This window comes from Streptomyces sp. NTD107 (assembly GCF_059510435.1).
This window is the reverse complement of the sequence record NZ_JCAJZV010000001.1, coordinates 822,684-839,862: the sequence shown is the minus strand read 5'-3', so window position 1 is coordinate 839,862 and position 17,179 is coordinate 822,684. Positions and strand designations below refer to the sequence as shown.

Annotated in this window: 18 protein-coding genes; 12 read left to right on the top strand and 6 right to left on the bottom strand. The window is 71.5% G+C overall.

Annotated features, from left to right (window positions below; translation table 11 throughout):
- Positions 1-174: 174 nt before the first annotated feature.
- The 3 genes from AC5WRL_RS03680 to AC5WRL_RS03670 form a co-directional block, all read right to left on the bottom strand.
- Complete coding sequence (locus AC5WRL_RS03680; protein WP_496086775.1) at positions 175-597, bottom strand: YjbQ family protein; 423 nt, start codon at positions 595-597, stop codon at positions 175-177.
- 96 nt (positions 598-693) lie between these two features.
- On the bottom strand, positions 694-1,716 hold the full coding sequence (locus AC5WRL_RS03675) for a LacI family DNA-binding transcriptional regulator (RefSeq protein ID WP_496086774.1): 1,023 nt from the start codon (positions 1,714-1,716) through the stop codon (positions 694-696).
- Positions 1,717-1,772: 56 nt separating this feature from the next.
- A complete protein-coding gene (locus tag AC5WRL_RS03670; RefSeq protein WP_496086773.1) occupies positions 1,773-2,093 on the bottom strand; it encodes an L-rhamnose mutarotase in 321 nt (106 codons plus the stop codon).
- Between the two features lie 161 nt (positions 2,094-2,254).
- Between AC5WRL_RS03670 and rhaI the strand changes: the two genes are divergently transcribed.
- The 8 genes from rhaI to AC5WRL_RS03630 all read left to right on the top strand — a co-directional run bounded on the left by rhaI (position 2,255) and on the right by AC5WRL_RS03630 (position 11,731).
- Complete coding sequence (gene rhaI, locus AC5WRL_RS03665; RefSeq protein WP_496086772.1) at positions 2,255-3,415, top strand: L-rhamnose isomerase; 1,161 nt, start codon at positions 2,255-2,257, stop codon at positions 3,413-3,415.
- Complete coding sequence (locus AC5WRL_RS03660; RefSeq protein ID WP_496086771.1) at positions 3,403-5,460, top strand: bifunctional aldolase/short-chain dehydrogenase; 2,058 nt, start codon at positions 3,403-3,405, stop codon at positions 5,458-5,460. The genes rhaI and AC5WRL_RS03660 overlap by 13 nt, the downstream gene beginning before the upstream one ends.
- A gap of 26 nt (positions 5,461-5,486) precedes the next feature.
- Positions 5,487-6,992 (top strand): rhamnulokinase, encoded by a 1,506-nt coding sequence (locus AC5WRL_RS03655; RefSeq protein ID WP_496086770.1) that lies wholly within the window; start codon positions 5,487-5,489, stop codon positions 6,990-6,992.
- Complete coding sequence (locus AC5WRL_RS03650) at positions 6,992-7,747, top strand: (Fe-S)-binding protein (RefSeq protein WP_496086769.1); 756 nt, start codon at positions 6,992-6,994, stop codon at positions 7,745-7,747. The genes AC5WRL_RS03655 and AC5WRL_RS03650 overlap by 1 nt, the downstream gene beginning before the upstream one ends.
- Positions 7,748-7,773: 26 nt before the next feature.
- Positions 7,774-9,231, top strand: a complete 1,458-nt coding sequence (locus AC5WRL_RS03645) for a lactate utilization protein B (RefSeq protein ID WP_496086806.1) — start codon at positions 7,774-7,776, stop codon at positions 9,229-9,231.
- Positions 9,228-9,872, top strand: a complete 645-nt coding sequence (locus AC5WRL_RS03640) for a LutC/YkgG family protein (protein ID WP_496086768.1) — start codon at positions 9,228-9,230, stop codon at positions 9,870-9,872. Before AC5WRL_RS03645 ends, AC5WRL_RS03640 begins: the two co-directional genes overlap by 4 nt.
- A 49-nt stretch (positions 9,873-9,921) precedes the next feature.
- The gene (locus AC5WRL_RS03635; RefSeq protein ID WP_496086767.1) at positions 9,922-10,488 is read left to right on the top strand and encodes a TIGR03086 family metal-binding protein; all 567 of its coding nucleotides are present in this window, start codon (positions 9,922-9,924) and stop codon (positions 10,486-10,488) included.
- A gap of 199 nt (positions 10,489-10,687) precedes the next feature.
- Entirely contained in the window at positions 10,688-11,731 is a 1,044-nt protein-coding gene (locus AC5WRL_RS03630) for a questin oxidase family protein (RefSeq protein WP_496086766.1), read from the top strand.
- Between the two features lie 118 nt (positions 11,732-11,849).
- On the opposite strand, the gene mgrA is transcribed toward AC5WRL_RS03630, so the two are convergent.
- On the bottom strand, positions 11,850-12,842 hold the full coding sequence (mgrA, locus tag AC5WRL_RS03625; RefSeq protein WP_496086765.1) for an L-glyceraldehyde 3-phosphate reductase: 993 nt from the start codon (positions 12,840-12,842) through the stop codon (positions 11,850-11,852).
- A 59-nt stretch (positions 12,843-12,901) separates the two neighbouring features.
- Positions 12,902-13,573, bottom strand: a complete 672-nt coding sequence (locus AC5WRL_RS03620; RefSeq protein ID WP_496086764.1) for a ThuA domain-containing protein — start codon at positions 13,571-13,573, stop codon at positions 12,902-12,904.
- Between the two features lie 201 nt (positions 13,574-13,774).
- Between AC5WRL_RS03620 and AC5WRL_RS03615 the strand changes: the two genes are divergently transcribed.
- Together AC5WRL_RS03615 and AC5WRL_RS03610 are read left to right on the top strand one after the other, a co-directional pair.
- A complete protein-coding gene (locus AC5WRL_RS03615; protein ID WP_496086763.1) occupies positions 13,775-14,854 on the top strand; it encodes a DUF2332 domain-containing protein in 1,080 nt (359 codons plus the stop codon).
- A gap of 14 nt (positions 14,855-14,868) precedes the next feature.
- Positions 14,869-15,297 carry a PPOX class F420-dependent oxidoreductase gene (locus AC5WRL_RS03610; protein WP_496086762.1) on the top strand — a complete coding sequence of 143 codons (429 nt, stop codon included), beginning with the start codon at positions 14,869-14,871 and terminating at the stop codon, positions 15,295-15,297.
- An 8-nt stretch (positions 15,298-15,305) separates the two neighbouring features.
- Here the strand turns inward: AC5WRL_RS03610 and AC5WRL_RS03605 are convergent, their stop codons facing one another.
- Positions 15,306-15,989, bottom strand: a complete 684-nt coding sequence (locus tag AC5WRL_RS03605) for an NERD domain-containing protein (protein ID WP_496086761.1) — start codon at positions 15,987-15,989, stop codon at positions 15,306-15,308.
- 95 nt (positions 15,990-16,084) lie between these two features.
- Between AC5WRL_RS03605 and AC5WRL_RS03600 the strand changes: the two genes are divergently transcribed.
- Positions 16,085-16,486 (top strand): NUDIX hydrolase, encoded by a 402-nt coding sequence (locus AC5WRL_RS03600; RefSeq protein WP_496086760.1) that lies wholly within the window; start codon positions 16,085-16,087, stop codon positions 16,484-16,486.
- Between the two features lie 35 nt (positions 16,487-16,521).
- Positions 16,522-17,166 (top strand): TetR/AcrR family transcriptional regulator, encoded by a 645-nt coding sequence (locus tag AC5WRL_RS03595; protein WP_496086759.1) that lies wholly within the window; start codon positions 16,522-16,524, stop codon positions 17,164-17,166.
- Positions 17,167-17,179: the final 13 nt, after the last annotated feature.

Sequence of the window (17,179 nt, the reverse complement as noted above, 5' to 3'; positions counted from 1 at the left end):
GGCACGTTCCTGGGTGGGGCCGTGGCAACGGCTTCCTCCTCGGCGCGCGGCCCGGTGCTCACTGCCCGCTGCTTCATATGGCAGGTTCAACGGGAGTGCCCTCTCCGGCAAGCTGCCGGCGGGCCCGGGCCGCCTTCGCGGGGTCGACGGAGGTGGGGAAGAAGTGGTCGCCTGTCAGCCGAGGAAGGTCAGCCGGACCTGGCGGTGGAGGTTGTCCTTGTTGGTGTCCACCAGGCAGATCGATTGCCAGGTGCCCAGTTGGAGGCGGCCGGTCAGGACCGGGAGGGTGGCATGCGGCGGGAGCAGGGCGGGGAGGACGTGGTCGCGGCCGTGGCCCGGGGAGCCGTGGCGGTGGAGCCAGCGGTCGTCGGCGGGGAGCAGGTCGTTCAGGGCGGTCAGCAGGTCCTCGTCACTGCCCGCGCCGGTTTCCAGGATCGCAAGGCCGGCGGTGGCGTGCGGGACGAAGAGGTTGAGCAGTCCGTCCGAGCCGGGTGCGACGTCGGCCAGGAATTTCTGGCAGCGATGGGTCAGGTCGATGACCGCTTCGGTCGAGCCGGTGGTGAGCTGGAGCACGGTGGTGTGGAAAGAGTCGCTCATGATCCGCCACGCTAGAGCCTGACCGGCCGCGGTGGCACGGGCGGGTGAAGCGCTCGGGGGGCCGGGAGCGTACGCCGAGCGCAGTCGGCAAGGGGATCAGTGGCGGGGGGGCAGGGTGGAGTCGCGGACGATGAGTTCGGGTTCCAGGACGATGCTCTGGTGCTGGTGGTGTTCGGCGTCGTCGCCGGTTTCCTCCAGGAGGAGTTCGGCGGCCTGGCGGCCCATCCGGACGGCGGGCTGGCGTACCGAGGTGAGTGGCACAGCGGCGGCAGCGGCGAATTCGATGTCGTCGTAGCCGACCAGGGCGATGTCCTCGGGGACCCGTACGTCCGCTGCGAACAGGGCCTGGAGGACGCCAAGGGCCAGCAGGTCGTTGGCGCAGAAGACGGCCGAGGGGCGGGGGGTCATGCCCAGCAGTCGGGCTCCGGCGTCGCGGCCCGCGGGGACGTCCAGGCGGGCGGCCTCGACCACGCGCAGTGCCGCGGGGTTCAGGCCGGCCTCGGTGAGGGCGGCCAGCGCGCCGTCGCGGCGGTCCCGGCACTGCTGGAGTGACATCGGGCCACTCACATATGCGATCGAAGGGTGACCCCGGTCCAGCAGGTGTCGTGCGGCCAGTTTGCCGCCCAGGACGTCGTCCACGGAGACCGAGCAGCCCTCGGCGCTCGGCAGCACCCGGTCCACCAGGACGAAGGGGATGCGGTGGCGGCGGAACTCGGCGAGGTTGCGGCCGGTGAGGTCGGCCGGGGTCACGAGGACGCCGCGGACGCGTTGCTCGGCGAAGAGGGAGAGGTAGTCGGCCTCCTCGGTGACGCTCTGGGCGCTGTTGCACAGCATGACGCCGAGGGAGGCGTTGCGGGCGACGCGTTCGGCGCCGGAGGCGACGTCCACGAAGAAGGGGTTGGCCATGTCGAGTACCAGCAGGGAGATGATGCGGCTGCGGCCGGCTCGCAGCTGGCGGGCGGATTCGCTGCGGACGTAGCCGAGTTCGCTGATGGCACCGAGGACGCGTTCGCGGGTTTCCTCGGCGACCATGTGGGGGCGGTTGATGACGTTCGAGACGGTGCCCACCGACACTCCCGCCTGCCGGGCGACCTCTTTGATGCCCACCGTCTGTGCCATCCGACCTGCCCCGTTCGTCACTCAGCCGTGCTTTGCCGCCGGGCCATGGTATGTGCTCAGGGAAGGTGGAAGACCTCGGTGAGCGGTCGCATCGCCTCGTCGGGGCGGGCGCCGTCCAGTGATTCGAAGAACTCCTCCATCGCGGCCTGCCAGCGGGCGTTGACCCGGGTGGCGGCCATGGCGCGCTGGGCGGCGGCGAAGTCGTCGGTTTCCAGGTAGCCGACGAGCACTCCGTCCTCGCGGAGGAAGAGGGAGTAGTTGTGCCAGCCGGATTCGGTGAGGGCTTGGCGCATCTCGGGCCAGACGTCGGCGTGGCGTTCGCGGTACTCGGCGACGCGGTTCTCGCGCACCTTCAGCAGAAAGCACACGCGTGGCATGGGCCCACCTCTGTCTCTGAAAGGTTTCATGTCGCTTCCGGCAAGCTAGTCACCCCGTCCGTCGGCGTCAAGATCGCGGCTCGCTGCTCCCTTGACAGCGATCCGGGCGCCTCATAGCGTCTCTATGAAACGATTCACAGCTGCCTGGGAGCCCTGATCGCATGACCGCTCCATCCGCCGTCAAGGCGGCCCTGACCACGCAGTCCATCGAGACCCCGTCGTGGGCGTACGGAAACTCCGGCACCCGGTTCAAGGTGTTCGCGCAGCAGGGAGTGCCGCGCAGCCCGCGCGAGAAGCTGGATGACGCCGCCCAGGTGCACCGGTTCACGGGGGTGGCACCGAGCGTGGCGCTGCACATCCCCTGGGACACGGTCGATGACTACGCGGATCTCGCCGCGTACGCGGGTGACCTCGGGCTGCGGCTCGGCGCCATCAACTCCAATGTCTTCCAGGACGACGACTACAAGCTCGGGAGCGTCTGCCATCCGGACGCGGCGGTGCGCCGCAAGGCCCTGGATCATCTGCTGGCGTGTGTCGACATCATGGACGCCACCGGCTCCGGCGATCTCAAGCTGTGGTTCTCCGACGGCACCAATTACCCCGGGCAGGATGACATCCGCGCCCGCCAGGACCGGTTGTCCGAGGCCCTGGCGGCGGTGTACGAGCGGCTCGGCGCCGATCAGCGGATGCTGCTGGAGTACAAGCTGTTCGAGCCCGCCTTCTACACCACCGATGTGCCGGACTGGGGCACCGCGTACGCGCATTGTCTGAAGCTGGGTCCGAAGGCGCAGGTGGTGGTGGACACCGGGCACCACGCCCCGGGCACCAATATCGAGTTCATCGTGGCGCTGCTGCTGCGCGAGGGGAAGCTGGGCGGCTTCGACTTCAACTCGCGCTTCTACGCGGACGACGACCTGATGGTGGGGGCGGCTGACCCGTTCCAGTTGTTCCGGATCATGTACGAGGTGGTGCGGGGCGGCGGCTTCACCAGTGAGGTGGCGTTCATGCTCGACCAGTGCCACAACCTGGAGGCCAAGATCCCGGCGATCATCCGTTCGGTGATGAATGTCCAGGAGGCGACGGCCAAGGCGCTGCTGGTGGATCGGGAGGCGCTGGGGGCGGCGCAGTCGGCCGGTGATGTGCTGGCCGCCAATGCCGTCCTGATGGATGCCTACAACACCGATGTCCGGCCGTTGCTGGCCGAGGTGCGCCAGGAGCAGGGGCTCGATCCGGATCCGATGGCGGCGTACGCGCGCTCGGGCTGGGCGGAGCGGATCGTCGCGGAACGCCGGGGCGGTCAGCAGGCCGGATGGGGGGCTTGATCATCATGGGGCACTCGGAGATCGTGGCGCAGTTGCTGGAGCGTTCGCACCGGCTGGGGGCCGATCCGCGCAACACCAATTACGCCGGTGGCAACACCTCCGCGAAGGGGTCCGTGACGGATCCGGTGACGGGGGGTGAGGTGGAGCTCCTGTGGGTCAAGGGGTCGGGTGGTGATCTGGGCACGCTCGCCGAGGGCGGGCTGGCCGCGCTGCGGCTGGATCGGCTGCGGGCTCTGCGGGAGGTGTATCCCGGGGTGGACCGGGAGGACGAGATGGTGGCGGCCTTCGATTACTGCCTGCACGGGCGGGGTGGGGCGGCGCCGTCCATCGACACCGCGATGCATGGTCTGGTGGAGGCGGCGCACGTCGATCATCTGCACCCGGATTCGGGGATCGCGCTGGCGTGCGCGGCCGATGGTGAGGCGCTGACCGAGGAGTGCTTCGGCGATCTTGTGGTGTGGGTGCCGTGGCGGCGGCCGGGGTTCCAGTTGGGTCTGGACATCGCGGCGGTGCGGCGGGCGCATCCGGGGGCCATCGGTTGTGTGCTGGGGGGGCACGGGATTACGGCGTGGGGTGCGTCCAGTGCGGAGTGCGAGCGGAATTCGCTGTACATCATCCGGACCGCGGAGGCGTTTTTGGCCGAGCGGGGGGTGGCGGAGCCGTTCGGTGCGGAGCTGCCGGGGTACGGGGCGCTGCCGCCGGCCGAGCGGCGGGTGCGGGCCGCGGCGCTGGCGCCGGTGATCCGGGGGCTGGCGTCCACGGACAGGCCGCAGGTGGGGCACTTCACGGATGCGGAGCCGGTGCTGGAGTTCCTGGCTCGTGCGGAGCATCCGCGGCTGGCGGCGCTGGGTACGTCGTGCCCGGATCATTTCCTGCGGACGAAGGTTGCGCCGTTGGTGCTGGATCTGCCGGCGGGGGTGCCGCTGGAGGAGGCGGTGGCGCGGCTGCGGGAGTTGCACGGGGCGTACCGGGAGGAGTATCGGGCGTACTACGAGCGGCATGCGGAGCCCGGTTCGCCGGCGATGCGGGGTGCGGATCCGGCGATCGTGCTGGTGCCGGGGGTGGGGATGTTCTCCTTCGGGAAGGACAAGCAGACGGCGCGGGTGGCGGGTGAGTTCTATGTGAACGCCATCGCGGTGATGCGGGGTGCGGAGGCGGTGTCGTCCTATGCGCCCATCGAGGAGTCGGAGAAGTTCCGGATCGAGTACTGGGAGCTGGAGGAGGCGAAGCTGCGGCGGATGCCGGCGCCGGCTCCGCTGGCGTCCCGGGTGGCGCTGGTGACGGGCGGTGGCAGTGGCATCGGTCGGGCGACGGCGCGGCGGCTGGTGGCCGAGGGGGCGTGTGTGGTGGTCGCCGACCGGGACGAGGCGGCGGCGCGGGAGGTGGCTGAGGAGTTGGGCGGCCCGGACCGGGCGGTCGCGGTGGCCGTCGATGTGACCTCGGAGGAGCAGGTCGCGGGGGCCTTCGAGGCGGCGGCGCTGGCGTTCGGCGGGGTGGATCTGCTGGTCAACAATGCCGGGATCTCCATCTCCAAGCCGCTGCTGGAGACGACGGCGGCGGACTGGGATCTTCAGCACGGCATCATGGCGCGCGGTTCGTTCCTGGCGTCCCGGGAGGCGGCGCGGGTGATGATCGCTCAGGGTCTGGGTGGCGACATCGTGTACATCTCGTCGAAGAACGGGGTGTTCGCCGGGCCGAACAATATTGCGTACGGGGCGACCAAGGCCGATCAGGCGCATCAGGTGCGGTTGCTGGCGGCGGAGCTGGGCGAGCACGGTATCCGGGTCAATGGCATCAATCCTGATGGTGTGGTGCGTGGGTCGGGGATTTTCGCGGGTGGTTGGGGGGCGAAGCGGGCCGCGGTGTACGGGGTGGAGGAGGAGAACCTGGGTGCGTACTACGCCCAGCGGACGCTGTTGAAGCGGGAGGTGCTGCCGGAGCATGTGGCGGCGGCGGTGTTCGCGCTGACGGGTGGGGAGCTCACCCATACCACTGGTTTGCACATCCCGGTCGATGCCGGGGTGGCCGCGGCGTTCTTGCGCTGATTCCCCTGTCGACTCCGAGGAGTGTTGTGTCTGCCTCTCGTCCTTCCGGTGCCGCGCGGGATTTCGCCGCGGTGGATCTGGGTGCTTCCAGTGGCCGGGTGATGCTCGCGCGGGCCGGTGGCGGTGAGTTGTCGCTGCGTGAGGCGCATCGGTTCGTGAACCGTCCGGTGCGGGTGCGGGGCACTTTGCACTGGGATGTCCTGGCGTTGTGGGACGGGGTGCTGACCGGGTTGCGGGCGGCCGGCCGGGAGGCCGGTGGTCCGCTCGCGGGGGTCGGTGTCGACTCCTGGGCGGTCGATTACGGGCTGCTGGACGGTTCGGGCGCGTTGTTGGGCAATCCGGTGCACTATCGGGACGGCCGTACCGATGGGGTGGCCGCTCGGGTGGCCGGTGTGCTGCCGCCGGGTGAGTTGTACGCGGCCACCGGGTTGCAGGAGTTGCCGTTCAACACCGTGTATCAGCTGGTGGCGGCGCGCGGGTCGGCGCAGTTGGCGGCGGCGCGGCGGCTGTTGCTGATCCCGGATCTGATGGCCTTCTGGCTGACGGGGCGGGCCGGTACGGAGTTGACGAATGCTTCGACCACGCAGTTGATCGATCCGGGGGCCCGGACGTGGTCGCCGGTGGTGGCGGGGGCGCTGGGCATCGATCTGGGGTTGTTCGCGCCGCTGCGGCTGCCGGGTGATGCGGCGGGTGAGCTGACGTCGGAGGTGCGGGCGGAGGCCGGCCTTTCGGGGCGGGTGCCGGTGTGGGCGGTGGCTTCGCACGACACGGCTTCGGCGGTGGTGGGGGTGCCGGCGGCCGGGGAGCGGTTCGCGTACATCGCGACCGGTACGTGGTCGCTGGCGGGTGTGGAGTTGGGCGCTCCGGTGTTGTCCGAGGAGAGTCGGCGGGCCAACTTCACGAATGAGCTGGGGGTGGACGGTACGGTGCGCTATTTGCGGAACATCATGGGGTTGTGGCTGCTTCAGGAGTGTCTGCGCGAGTGGGAGCGGGCGGGTGGCGGGTACGAGCTGGGGCCGCTGCTGCGGGCCGCGGCGCGGGCCGAGCCGTTGCGGTCGGTGGTGGACGCGGGCGATCCGGAGTTCATCGCGCCCGGGGGCATGCCGCGGCGGATCGCCGCGGCCTGCGCGCGGACGGGGCAGCCGGAGCCGAGGGATGCGGCCGAAACCGTACGCTGTGTGCTGGATTCGCTGGCGCTGGCGCACCGGGCGACGGTGCGTGACGCGCAGCGGCTGTCGGGGCGGAGTGTGGATGCGGTGCATGTGGTGGGCGGCGGGGCGCGGAATGAGCTGCTGTGCCAGCTGACGGCGGATGCGTGCGGGTTGCCGGTGGTGGCGGGTCCGGCGGAGGCGGCGGCGCTGGGGAATGTGCTGGTGCAGGCGAGGGCGGCGGGGGTGCTGGGGGGTGGACTCGCCGAGTTGCGGGGTTTGCTGCGTGCGACCGTGCCGCTGCGGCACCATGAGCCCATGGGTGACGCGGGCGCGTGGGAGCGGGCGGCGGCCCGGGTCGCCGGCCGGGAGGTGGGGCGGTGATGCGGGTCGCGTTGTTCATCACGTGTGTCAATGACACGCTGTATCCGGCGACGGGGCGGGCGGTGGTGAGCCTGTTGGAGCGGCTGGGGGTGTGTGTCGACTTTCCGGCGGAGCAGAGCTGCTGCGGGCAGCCGCAGTTCAATACGGGCTATCGGTTCCAGAGCGAGCCGCTGGTGCGTCGCTATGCCAGGGTTTTCGAGGGGTACGACTACATCGTGGCGCCGTCGGGGTCGTGTGCGGCGATGGTGCGGGACAACTATCCGCGGATCGGCCGGAAGGCGGTGGCGGAGGGGCGTGGTGGGGAGCTGGCGGAGCTGGCCGCCTCGGTGGTGCCGCGCACGCTGGAGCTGACGGAGTTCTTGGTGGATGTGCTGGGGGTGACGGATGTGGGGGCGTACTTCCCGCACCGGGTGACGTATCACCCCACGTGTCATGGGCTGCGGATGCTGGGTCTTGGTGAGCGGCCCCGCCGGCTGTTGTCGGCGGTGCGCGGTCTGGAGCTGGTGGAGTTGCCGGGTGCGCAGGAGTGCTGTGGTTTCGGTGGCACGTTCGCGGTGAAGAACGCGGCGGTGTCGGCGGCGATGGGGGCGGACAAGGCGCGCAACATCATGGCGACGGGGGCTTCGGCGGTGTGCACGGTGGACAATTCCTGCCAGTTGCACATCGGGGGGACGTTGTCGCGGCTGGGGTCGCAGGTGCGGCCGGTGCATCTCGCGGAGATTCTGGCGAGTACGGAGGAGGTGCCGTTCCGGTGAGCGGGGCGCGGGGAACGTATCTGGGGATGCCGCCGTTTCCGCGGGCGGCGCAGGACGCGGTGGGTGATGAGCGGCTGCGGGGCAATCTGCGGCATGCCACGCACACCATCCGGGACAAGCGGGCGGCGGCGGTGGCCGAGTTGCCGGACTGGGATCGGTTGCGGGCGGCGGGGGCGGCGATCAAGGACCGGACGCTGCGTCATCTGGATCACTATCTGGAGCGGTTGGAGGCGTCGGTCACGGCGGCCGGTGGGGTCGTGCACTGGGCGGCGGACGCGGCGGAGGCGAACCGGATCGTCACGGCGCTGGTGCGGGAGACCGGCGAGTCGGAGGTCATCAAGGTCAAGTCGATGGCCACTCAGGAGATCGGGCTGAACGAGGCGCTGGAGGCGGCCGGGATCCGGGCTCATGAGACGGATCTGGCCGAGTTGATCGTGCAGTTGGGGGATGATCTGCCGTCGCACATTCTGGTGCCGGCCATTCACCGCAACCGGGGCGAGATCCGGGACATCTTCGTGGAGAGGATGGCCGGGCGGGGGCGGGCGGCGCCGGCCGGGCTGACGGATTCGCCTGCGGAGCTGGCGGAGGCGGCGCGGCTGCATCTGCGGGAGAAGTTTCTGCGTGCCAAGGTGGGGATCTCCGGGGCGAATTTCATGGTGGCGGAGACCGGCACCCTGGTGGTGGTGGAGTCCGAGGGCAATGGCCGGATGTGTCTGACGCTGCCCGAGACGCTGATCTCGGTGGTGGGGATCGAGAAGGTGATTCCGTCCTGGCGGGATCTGGAGGTGTTCTTGCAGACGCTGCCGCGCTCGTCGACGGCGGAGCGGATGAATCCGTACACCTCGATGTGGACGGGGACGACGGACGGGGACGGGCCGCGGGTGTTCCATCTGGTGCTGCTGGACAACGGGCGCACCGACACGCTGGCGGACGAGGTGGGCCGGCAGGCGCTGCGCTGCATCCGCTGCTCGGCCTGTCTGAATGTGTGTCCGGTGTACGAGCGGGCCGGGGGTCATGCGTACGGTTCGCCGTATCCGGGGCCGATCGGTGCGATTCTCACCCCGCAGTTGCGCGGGACGGCGAGTGAGCTGGACGCGTCGTTGCCGTTTGCCTCTTCGTTGTGCGGTGCCTGTTACGAGGTGTGTCCGGTGGCGATCGACATTCCGGAGGTGCTGGTGCATCTGCGGGAGCGGGTGGTGCAGGGCGGGCCGGTGACGGTGCGGGGTGTCCGTACCCGGATCCGGCCGGCGAAGGGGCATGCGGCGGAGCGGGTGGCGCTGCGGGCGGCGAGTTGGGCGTTGGACCGGCCGGGGGCGCTGCGGGCCGGGCAGCGGTTGGCGGGGCGGGGTCGGCGGCTGATTCCGCGCCGGGCGCTGCCGGGTCCGGGGCGGGCGTGGACGGCGAGCCGGGATCTGCCGGTGGTGCCGGCCGAGTCGTTCCGTGACTGGTGGCAGCGGCGGGGGCGGGAGGCGGGTGGGCGATGAGTGCGCGGGAGGTGGTGTTGGCGCGGGTACGGCGGGCGCTGGTGGATGTGCCGCGCGGGGAGACGCCGGAGCAGGTCCCGGTGGTGCGGGACTATCTGGACAGCCACTCCCCCGCTGATGCGGTGGCGATGCTGGCGGAGCATCTGGCGGATTACCGGGCGCTGGTGCATCACACCGATGCGGCGGGGCTGCCGGCGCTGATCGGCCGGCTGTTGGCGGAGCGCGGGACGGGGTCGGTGGTGGTGCCGGCGGGGCTGCCGGCCGGCTGGCTGTCGGCGGCGGTCGCGGCCGGGGTGCGTACGGTGCCGGACGCGGTGGACAGCACGGCTGCCGAGTTGGACGCGGTGGACAGTGTGGTGACCGGCTGTGCGGTGGCGATCGCGGAGACCGGGACGGTGGTGCTGGACGGCGGGCCGGGGCAGGGGCGGCGGCGGATCACGCTGGTGCCGGACCATCACATCGTGGTGGTGCGGGTGCCGGATCAGGTGGTGGATTCGGTGGGGCAGGCGTTGCCACGGCTGGCTCCCGGCCGGCCGCTGACGTGGATATCGGGGCCCTCGGCCACCAGTGACATCGAACTCGACCGGGTCGAGGGCGTACACGGGCCGCGGACCCTTGAGGTGGTGCTGGTGCGGGGGTGACGTTCTGTGGGGGGTATCACACATACGCGCGAGAAAAAGAGGTACCCCCATGCTGTTGGCCGAAGGCTATGAGCGGGCGTTGTCGGAGTTCGACCGGCGGGTGCGCCGGGTGGGCGCCGGGCAGTGGAGTGCGCCGACCCCGTGTACCGAGTGGTCGGTGCGGGATCTGGTCAATCATGTGACGTCGGAGCAGTTGTGGGCTCCGCATCTGCTGCGTGGGGAGACGCTCACGCAGGTGGGAGACCGGTACGACGGGGATGTGCTGGGCGGTGATCCGGTGGCGTCCTGGGAGCGGGCGGCGCGGGGTGCGCGGGCGGCGTTCACCGGGCCGGGGGCGTTGGAGGCGCCGGTGCACACCAGTGGTGGGCTGACGCCGGCGGAGGAGTACGCGCGGCAGATGATGCTGGATCTGGTGGTGCATGCGTGGGATCTGGCGCGTGGTACGGGCGCCGATGACCGGCTGGACGAGGAGGTGGTGGGGATGGTGTTCGCGTTCGTGGAGCCGCAGATCGGTGGCTGGCAGGGGTTCGGGATCTTTGATCCGCCGGTGGAGGTGGCGCGGGATGCCCCGGTGCAGGAGCGGCTGGTGGCGCTGTTGGGGCGGGATCCGGCCTGAGGGGCCGCCTGCGGGGGGCTGTCCTGCTCATCTGGGGGGGTGGGGGTGAGCGGGGCGGGTTGGCGGCGAGGGCGTCGTCTGGTCCGTGCGGAGGATGGTTGTGGGACCTCGGGTGTGGGACCGGGGGCGGTGGGTCGGTCGCTGGGGGTAGGTCGCGGGACCGTTCCGCGATCGGCGGTGGTTCCGTAGCGTCGCGGTCATGGACAACGACACGGCGGGCACGCTCGATGAGGCGCTGATCCGGCTGCATGCGACGGGGCCGGAGTTCGAGGGCTGGCTGAGCAATCACGGTCCGATGGCGGTGGAGGCGCTGCTCCGGCACGGTCAGGGGGCGCGGGTGCACCGCTGGCTGGACGGGTACGGGCGGCGGCTGGACGAGCGGCCCGGCTCGTACGGCCGGATCACTGCGGAGAACTGGCGTGAGGCGCTGGGTGATCCTCGGTATCTCGGGGACTGGGCGGGGTATTTCGGGCAGTTGCTGGCGGAGGGGCCGTGGCGGGAGGTGCTGGCGCGGTGGTGGCCGCGGTTGTTGCCGGGGATCGTGGCGGGGGCGACGCATCCGGTGATCCGGGTGGGGCACGCGGTGCGGGTGCTGCTGGCGGAGGGGGAGAGTGGGCCGCGGCTGGCGGAGCTGGCGCACGGGCTGGGGTACTGGGCGGCGCGGCATCAGGGGCTGCCGGGCGGGATCGTGGGTACGGTGGCGCCGGGTGGGGCGGGTGAGGCGCTGGTGGCGGTGGCCGCGGTGCCGGATCCGTCCGGGGGGATCAATGACCGTCTGGGGCAGGTGCGTGAGCTGCCGGACTGGCCGGGGGGCGGGGCCGGGGCCCGGGATCCGGAGGCGGCGCGGGAGCGGCTGGGTGTGCTGGTGCGGGCGGCGGCCGGGTTCTACGGGGAGTACGCGCACGGCGAGCCGGTGATGCTGGTGCACGCGGTGACGGCGCCCAATGCGGTGCTGCGGACGTTGCCGGCGCTGCCGCGGGAGTTGTGGTGGGCGTCGTTGGAGGCGGCGTGGTCGGCGAGTGCGGCGGTGGTGGCGGCGTATCGGCCGGCCGGGCCGCTGCCGGGGCCGGGGCCGGCTGGTGAGGTGGCGGGGCTGAGTGGTGCGGAGTTGTTCGAGCGGGCGGCGGAGCACGGGGACGAGCATGCGATCAAGCTGGTGGACACGGTGCTCGATCTGGTGGATGAGGAGGGGAGGGGGCTCGGTGCGGGGCTGCGGGCGATCGAGCTGATCGAGCCGGGGTAGCGCCGGGGGCCGTCCCTTTCGGATGTCCGTGGATCGGGCCGCGTCGTCAGGTGCGGGCGAGGCGGCGCGCGGAGATCCGGGAGGGACGGCCCTGGCGCTGTTCGTGGTCGGGGTCGGCTCAGGCGGTGAGCAGTTGGTCGATCCGGGTCAGCTCGTCGTCGGTGAGCGGGCCGGCTTCCAGGGCGGCGAGGTTCTGGTCGAGTTGGGCGACGCTGCTGGCGCCGATCAGGACGGAGACGACCCGGGGGTCGCGCAGGACCCAGGACAGCGCCAGTTGGGCCAGGGTCTGGCCCCGGCCGGCCGCGATGTCGTTGAGGGAGCGCAGCAGGGTGAGCCGTTCCTCGCTGAGGGCGTCGCGCTTGAGGAAGTGCCCCACGGCCATCCGGGAGTCCTGGGGGACCTGGCCGGAGAGGTAGCGGTCGGTGAGCAGGCCCTGGGCGAGTGGGGAGAAGGCGATGAGGCTGGTGCCGGTGTCGCCGATGGCGTCCAGGACGCCGTCCTCCAGTGCGCGGTGCAGCATGTTGTAGGGGGACTGGTGGATGAGCAGGGGGGTGCCGAGTTCGCGGAGGATCTGTACGGCGCGGCGGTGTTGTTCGGCGGGGTAGTTGGAGATGCCGGCGTACAGGGCCTTGCCGGAGCGGACGGCGTGGTCGAGGGCGCCGAGGGTTTCTTCCAGGGGGGTGTCGGGGTCGTAGCGGTGGGAGTAGAAGACGTCGACGTACTCCAGGCCCATCCGCTTGAGGGACTGGTCGAGGCTGGCCAGCAGGTACTTGCGGGAGCCCCATTCGCCGTAGGGGCCGGGCCACATGTGGTAGCCGGCCTTGGAGGCGATGAACAGTTCGTCGCGGTAGGGGCGGAAGTCCTGGGCGAAGAGGGTGCCGAAGTTGATTTCGGCGGAGCCGGGGGGCGGGCCGTAGTTGTTGGCGAGGTCGAAGTGGGTGATGCCGCGGTCGAAGGCGCGGCGCAGGACGGCGCGCTGGGTGTCCAGTGGGCTGGTGTCGCCGAAGTTGTGCCACAGGCCGAGGGATACGGCGGGCAGCAGCACGCCGCTGTGGCCGGTGCGGCGGTATTGCATGGTGTCGTAGCGGTCGGCGGCGGCTGCGTAGGTCACCGGGGCTTCTCCTCGTGAAGTTAAACGTTTTCTTTCATCCTGGCACGGAATCGATCAGTTCAGCGAGCTTTTTCCGGGCGTGCGGTGACCCAGTGGAGGGCGCCGCGCAGATGGGCGCGGAAGGCGGGGTCGGTGTACGCGGCGGCGGTGTGGCCGAGCGCGGTGTAGAAGGAGCGGCCCCCGGTGTGCTCGTGGCACCACACCAGGGGGTGATCGATGCCCATCCGGCCGCCGGTGTAGGTGGTTTCGTCGGCCGAGGCCAGCACGTGGACCCGGCCGCGCGGGCTGGCGGTGAAGTGGTACCACTCGTCGGTGAAGGTCCAGCGCGGTGGCAGGTGGGCGGTGGCGGGGTGGTCGTGGTCCTCGACCTGGATGACGCCGGGCTGGAGTTCGGGGTGCCCGTCGAAGCGGGCGCCGACCAGTTCGCCGTACCAGGGCCACTCGTACTCGGTGCCGGAGGCGGAGTGCACGCCGAGGAAGCCGCCGCCCGCCCCTTGGTGGGCGCGCAGCGCCTCGCGGGCGGCGGGGGTGAGGACCTCGCCGGTGGTGGACAGGAAGACGGCCGCCGTGCAGCCCGGCAGGGCGGCGGCGAGTTCGGCGGGGTCCTCGGTGGCCAGGACGGTCAGGCCCCGTTCGGCGCCCAGTTCCCGGAAGGCGGCGATGCCTTCGGGGATGGAGTCGTGGCGGAACCCGGCGGTGCGGGTGAAGACGACGAGCTGCTCGGAGGTCATGGATCCCTATGCTAGAAGGCGCTTTCTCCCGGGGGCGGGGCGAGTGCCGGGGGGCGCTTTTCCGTTCAGGGGGGTGTGCGGTCGGCGGCGCGCTTCAGGTCCGCTGGATCGTGGGAAATCACATAACAACCCGCCCAAGTGTCTTCCGCTGACTACCCCTGGGGCCCCATGATCTTGGGCATTCCCGAGTGAGGAGTACGGATGCCCCGTGATCAGGTTGCCCTCGTCTTCAGCAAGCAGGCCGATGCCTGCACCCGGTTGGGCTCCCCGCTGTACGGGGCTCTGCTGGAACGGGTGGCCCGGGACATCGGGGAGGACGGCCCCTGTGCGGCCGTCCTGGAGGGGTACGAGGAGGCGAGCCACGCCGATGCGCTGCCGCTGCGGCTGATGGGCGCGGTGCATGCCCTGGTGCTCACCGGTCGGGCGCCGGCGCTGGCGGAGCATTACCCCAGCGCCGGCGGGGTGTTCGATCCCGCGCACCCGGACGCGGGCTGGCCCGCCTTCCGGGCGGCGGTGGCGGCGGAGCCGGGCTGGGTGCGGAAGTGGCTGGAGCGCCCGCCGCAGACCAACGAGGTGGGGCGGGCGACGCTGCTGCTGGCCGGGCTGCTGTACGCGGTGCCCTCGGCCGCGCTGCCCGTCCGGCTGTTCGAGCTGGGGTCCAGCGCCGGGCTGAATCTGCGGGCCGAGCAGTTCCACTACCGGGCGCCGTCCTTCTCGTGGGGCAACCCCGATTCCCCCGTGCGGCTGGATCCGGTGTGGGAGGGCGAGGCACCGCAGTGGCTGGCCGAGGGGGCGCGGCGGCATCAGACGCTGCGGATCGTGGAGCGCCGGGGGTGCGATCCGTCCCCGATCGATCCGCTGTCCCCGGACGGGGCGCTGGCGCTGCGCGCCTATGTGTGGCCGGACCAGTCGCCACGGGCGCGGCGGCTGGACGGGGCGCTGCGGATCGCCGGCAAGGTGCCGGCCACGGTGGGGGCGGCGGGTGCGGCGGAGTTCCTGTCGGGGGTGGAACTGGAGCCGGGCACCTTGACCGTGGTGTGGCACTCGGTGATGCGGCAGTATGTGCCGGCCGCCGAATGGGCGCTGGTGGAGCGGGAGCTGGCGCGGCTGGCGGCGGCGTCCACCGCGGAGGCGGGGTTCGCGCACATCGCGTTCGAGCCGCGCGCGGTGGGCGAGCTGCACCGGTTCGCGCTGTCGGTGCGACTGGGCCGGGAGCCTGAAGAAGTGCTGGCGTTCGCCGCGCCGCACGGTCTGCCCGCGTGGTCGCCCGGCCGGGGCTGACGCACGATGGGGTCATGGGACATCTGATGACCTCGGACGAATGGCGGACCTTCGTCGGCACCGGCACCAGGACCGGGAAGCTGGCGACGGTACGCGAGGACGGCGGCCCGCACGTGGCGCCGGTGTGGTTTGTGCTGGACGGTGACGACATCGTCTTCAACACCGGGCAGGGCACCGTCAAGGGCCGCAATCTGGCCCGGGAGGGCCGGGCGGCGCTGTGTGTCGACGACGAACGGCCGCCGTTCAGCTTCGCGGTGCTGCGCGGGCCGGTGCGGCTCAGCGAGGACCTTACGGAGGTCAGGGAGTGGGCCACCCGGATCGCGGCGCGCTACATGGGTGCCGAGCGGGCCCAGGAGTACGGCGAGCGCAATGGCGTACCGGGTGAGTTGCTGGTGCGGCTGCGGGTGGAGCAGGTGTCCGCCGTCGCCGATCTCGCCGAGTAGGGCGCGCGCTACACGTCCCGCCAGGTGCGGCGGTCGCGGGCCGCGTCGTGGATGGTGCGGATCCGGTCCGGGGTGAGGGTGGCGCCGTACCGGGTGAGGCGGTCCAGCTCCTCCTCGCGCAGGATTCGGATGTCGTGCGGCGCCCTGGCGTACTCGATGGGTCCCGCTGCCGCGCAGATCAGCACGGGGGTGACCGGTACCGGGAAGCCGCAGCCCCGGGTGAGGGCGTGTGCGGCGCGGGCGGCGCCGCGGCGGCAGTGCCGCAGGTGGGGCTCGGTGCGACGGGCGCCGATCGTGACGAGTTCGCCGTCCGGGTCGGCGATGCGCAGGGGCCGGCCGCGGTGGCTGACGGTGTGGCAGCCGAAGACGCCGGGCGGGCCGATTGCCAGGTGGGGCAGGGTGGCGGCGCCGGGCAGCGGGATGGAGTGCAGGATTCGCCAGCCGGCGCCGGTGAGCCGGTCGAGGGCGGCGCCCGCGTGCTGTTCGCCGGTGAGGCGGTCGCGCAGGGCCGCCGTCTCGGCGTCGCGGCCGAGCAGGGCGCGGGCCAGCCGCCGGGCGGGGTGTGCGGGCCGGCCGCTGAGGATGCCGTGCAGGGTCTCGCCGGGCCGGTTGGGGGCCAGGTCGTCGTCGGGGTGCAGCCACAGCGGGCCGGCGCGGCGCCGGTCCTGGTGCCGTTCCTGACCGGGTTCCATCCGTCACCCCCTCGGGTCCATGACACCATCGTGAGGGCCCGGTGGCGAGCAGGCATCTCGCCGGGCGCGGGAAGCGGCGAAGGAGAGTGCGGATCGTGGCGGGGCTGATCGACACCGTGGCGTGGGTGTATCTGGAGGAGGGGCGGATTCTGGGGGTGCGGTCCCGGGGGAAGCGGCTGTTCTACATTCCGGGCGGCAAGCGGGACGGCGCGGAGAGCGACCGGGAGACGCTGCTGCGGGAGGTGCGCGAGGAGCTGACGGTGGCGCTGGTGCCCGAGACGGTGGCCCATGTGGGGACGTACGAGGCGCAGGCGGACGGTTATCCGGCCGGGACGCTGGTGCGGATGGCCTGCTATTCGGCGGATTTCCGGGGCACGCTGGCCGCCAGCAGTGAGATCGAGGAGTTGGCGTGGCTGTCGCTGGCCGACAAGGAGCGTACGGCGCCGGTGGACCACGCGGTGTTCGAGGATCTGGCGGCGGCCGGCCGGCTGCGCTGACGCTTACGATGGCGGTCTGTGGAGGAGGGTGACCGGTGGCGGCTGCGGCACGCGGTGACGGGCGGGTGGAACGGGGGAATGCCACTCGCCGCCTGGTGTTGGGCCGGACCATGGAGGTTGCCTCGGTGGAGGGTCTTGGGGGGCTTTCGATCGGGCGGATCGCCGGGGAGCTGGGGCTGAGCAAGAGCGGGGTGTTCGCGCTGTTCGGTTCCAAGGAGGAGCTTCAGCTGGCGACGGTGCGCGCGGCGAAGTCGGTCTTCGTGACGGAGATCGTGCGGCCGGCGCAGGAGGTGCCGGCCGGGCTGGCGCGGGTGCTGAAGCTGTGTGACGGGTATCTGGAGTATTCGCGGGGCCGGGTGTTTCCCGGCGGCTGTTTCTTCCTGGCCGTGTCGATCGAGTTCGCGGCCCGGGAGGGTGCGGTGCGGGACGCGGTGGCGCTGGCCCGCGAGGAGTGGGACGGGCTGCTGCTGGATGAGCTGGCGGCGGCGCGGGCGGCCGGTGAGCTGGGGGCGGAGTGCGATGTGGCGCAACTGGCGTTCGAGCTGGTGGCGCTGCTGGACATGGCGAACACGACGTCCGCCCTGCTCGGGGACGCGGCGGGGTACGGGCGGGCGGCGAGTGCCGTCCGGGAGCGGCTGCGGACGGCGGCCGTGGCGGGGGCCGGTGCTCAGGTGACCTGAGTCGGAGATTCTC

Bases quoted from the DNA above. Each gene is read 5' to 3' on its own strand.
- AC5WRL_RS03660 (WP_496086771.1), top strand. From the start codon at position 3,403: ATGGGGGGCTTGATCATCATGGGGCACTCGGAGATCGTGGCGCAGTTG.
- AC5WRL_RS03645 (WP_496086806.1), top strand. From the start codon at position 7,774: ATGCCGCCGTTTCCGCGGGCGGCGCAGGACGCGGTGGGTGATGAGCGG.
- rhaI (WP_496086772.1), top strand. From the start codon at position 2,255: ATGACCGCTCCATCCGCCGTCAAGGCGGCCCTGACCACGCAGTCCATC.
- AC5WRL_RS03670 (WP_496086773.1), bottom strand. From the start codon at position 2,093: ATGCCACGCGTGTGCTTTCTGCTGAAGGTGCGCGAGAACCGCGTCGCC.
- AC5WRL_RS03635 (WP_496086767.1), top strand. From the start codon at position 9,922: ATGCTGTTGGCCGAAGGCTATGAGCGGGCGTTGTCGGAGTTCGACCGG.
- AC5WRL_RS03630 (WP_496086766.1), top strand. From the start codon at position 10,688: ATGGACAACGACACGGCGGGCACGCTCGATGAGGCGCTGATCCGGCTG.
- AC5WRL_RS03620 (WP_496086764.1), bottom strand. From the start codon at position 13,573: ATGACCTCCGAGCAGCTCGTCGTCTTCACCCGCACCGCCGGGTTCCGC.
- AC5WRL_RS03605 (WP_496086761.1), bottom strand. From the start codon at position 15,989: ATGGAACCCGGTCAGGAACGGCACCAGGACCGGCGCCGCGCCGGCCCG.
- AC5WRL_RS03680 (WP_496086775.1), bottom strand. From the start codon at position 597: ATGAGCGACTCTTTCCACACCACCGTGCTCCAGCTCACCACCGGCTCG.
- AC5WRL_RS03675 (WP_496086774.1), bottom strand. From the start codon at position 1,716: ATGGCACAGACGGTGGGCATCAAAGAGGTCGCCCGGCAGGCGGGAGTG.
- AC5WRL_RS03640 (WP_496086768.1), top strand. From the start codon at position 9,228: ATGAGTGCGCGGGAGGTGGTGTTGGCGCGGGTACGGCGGGCGCTGGTG.
- AC5WRL_RS03615 (WP_496086763.1), top strand. From the start codon at position 13,775: ATGCCCCGTGATCAGGTTGCCCTCGTCTTCAGCAAGCAGGCCGATGCC.
- AC5WRL_RS03610 (WP_496086762.1), top strand. From the start codon at position 14,869: ATGGGACATCTGATGACCTCGGACGAATGGCGGACCTTCGTCGGCACC.
- AC5WRL_RS03650 (WP_496086769.1), top strand. From the start codon at position 6,992: ATGCGGGTCGCGTTGTTCATCACGTGTGTCAATGACACGCTGTATCCG.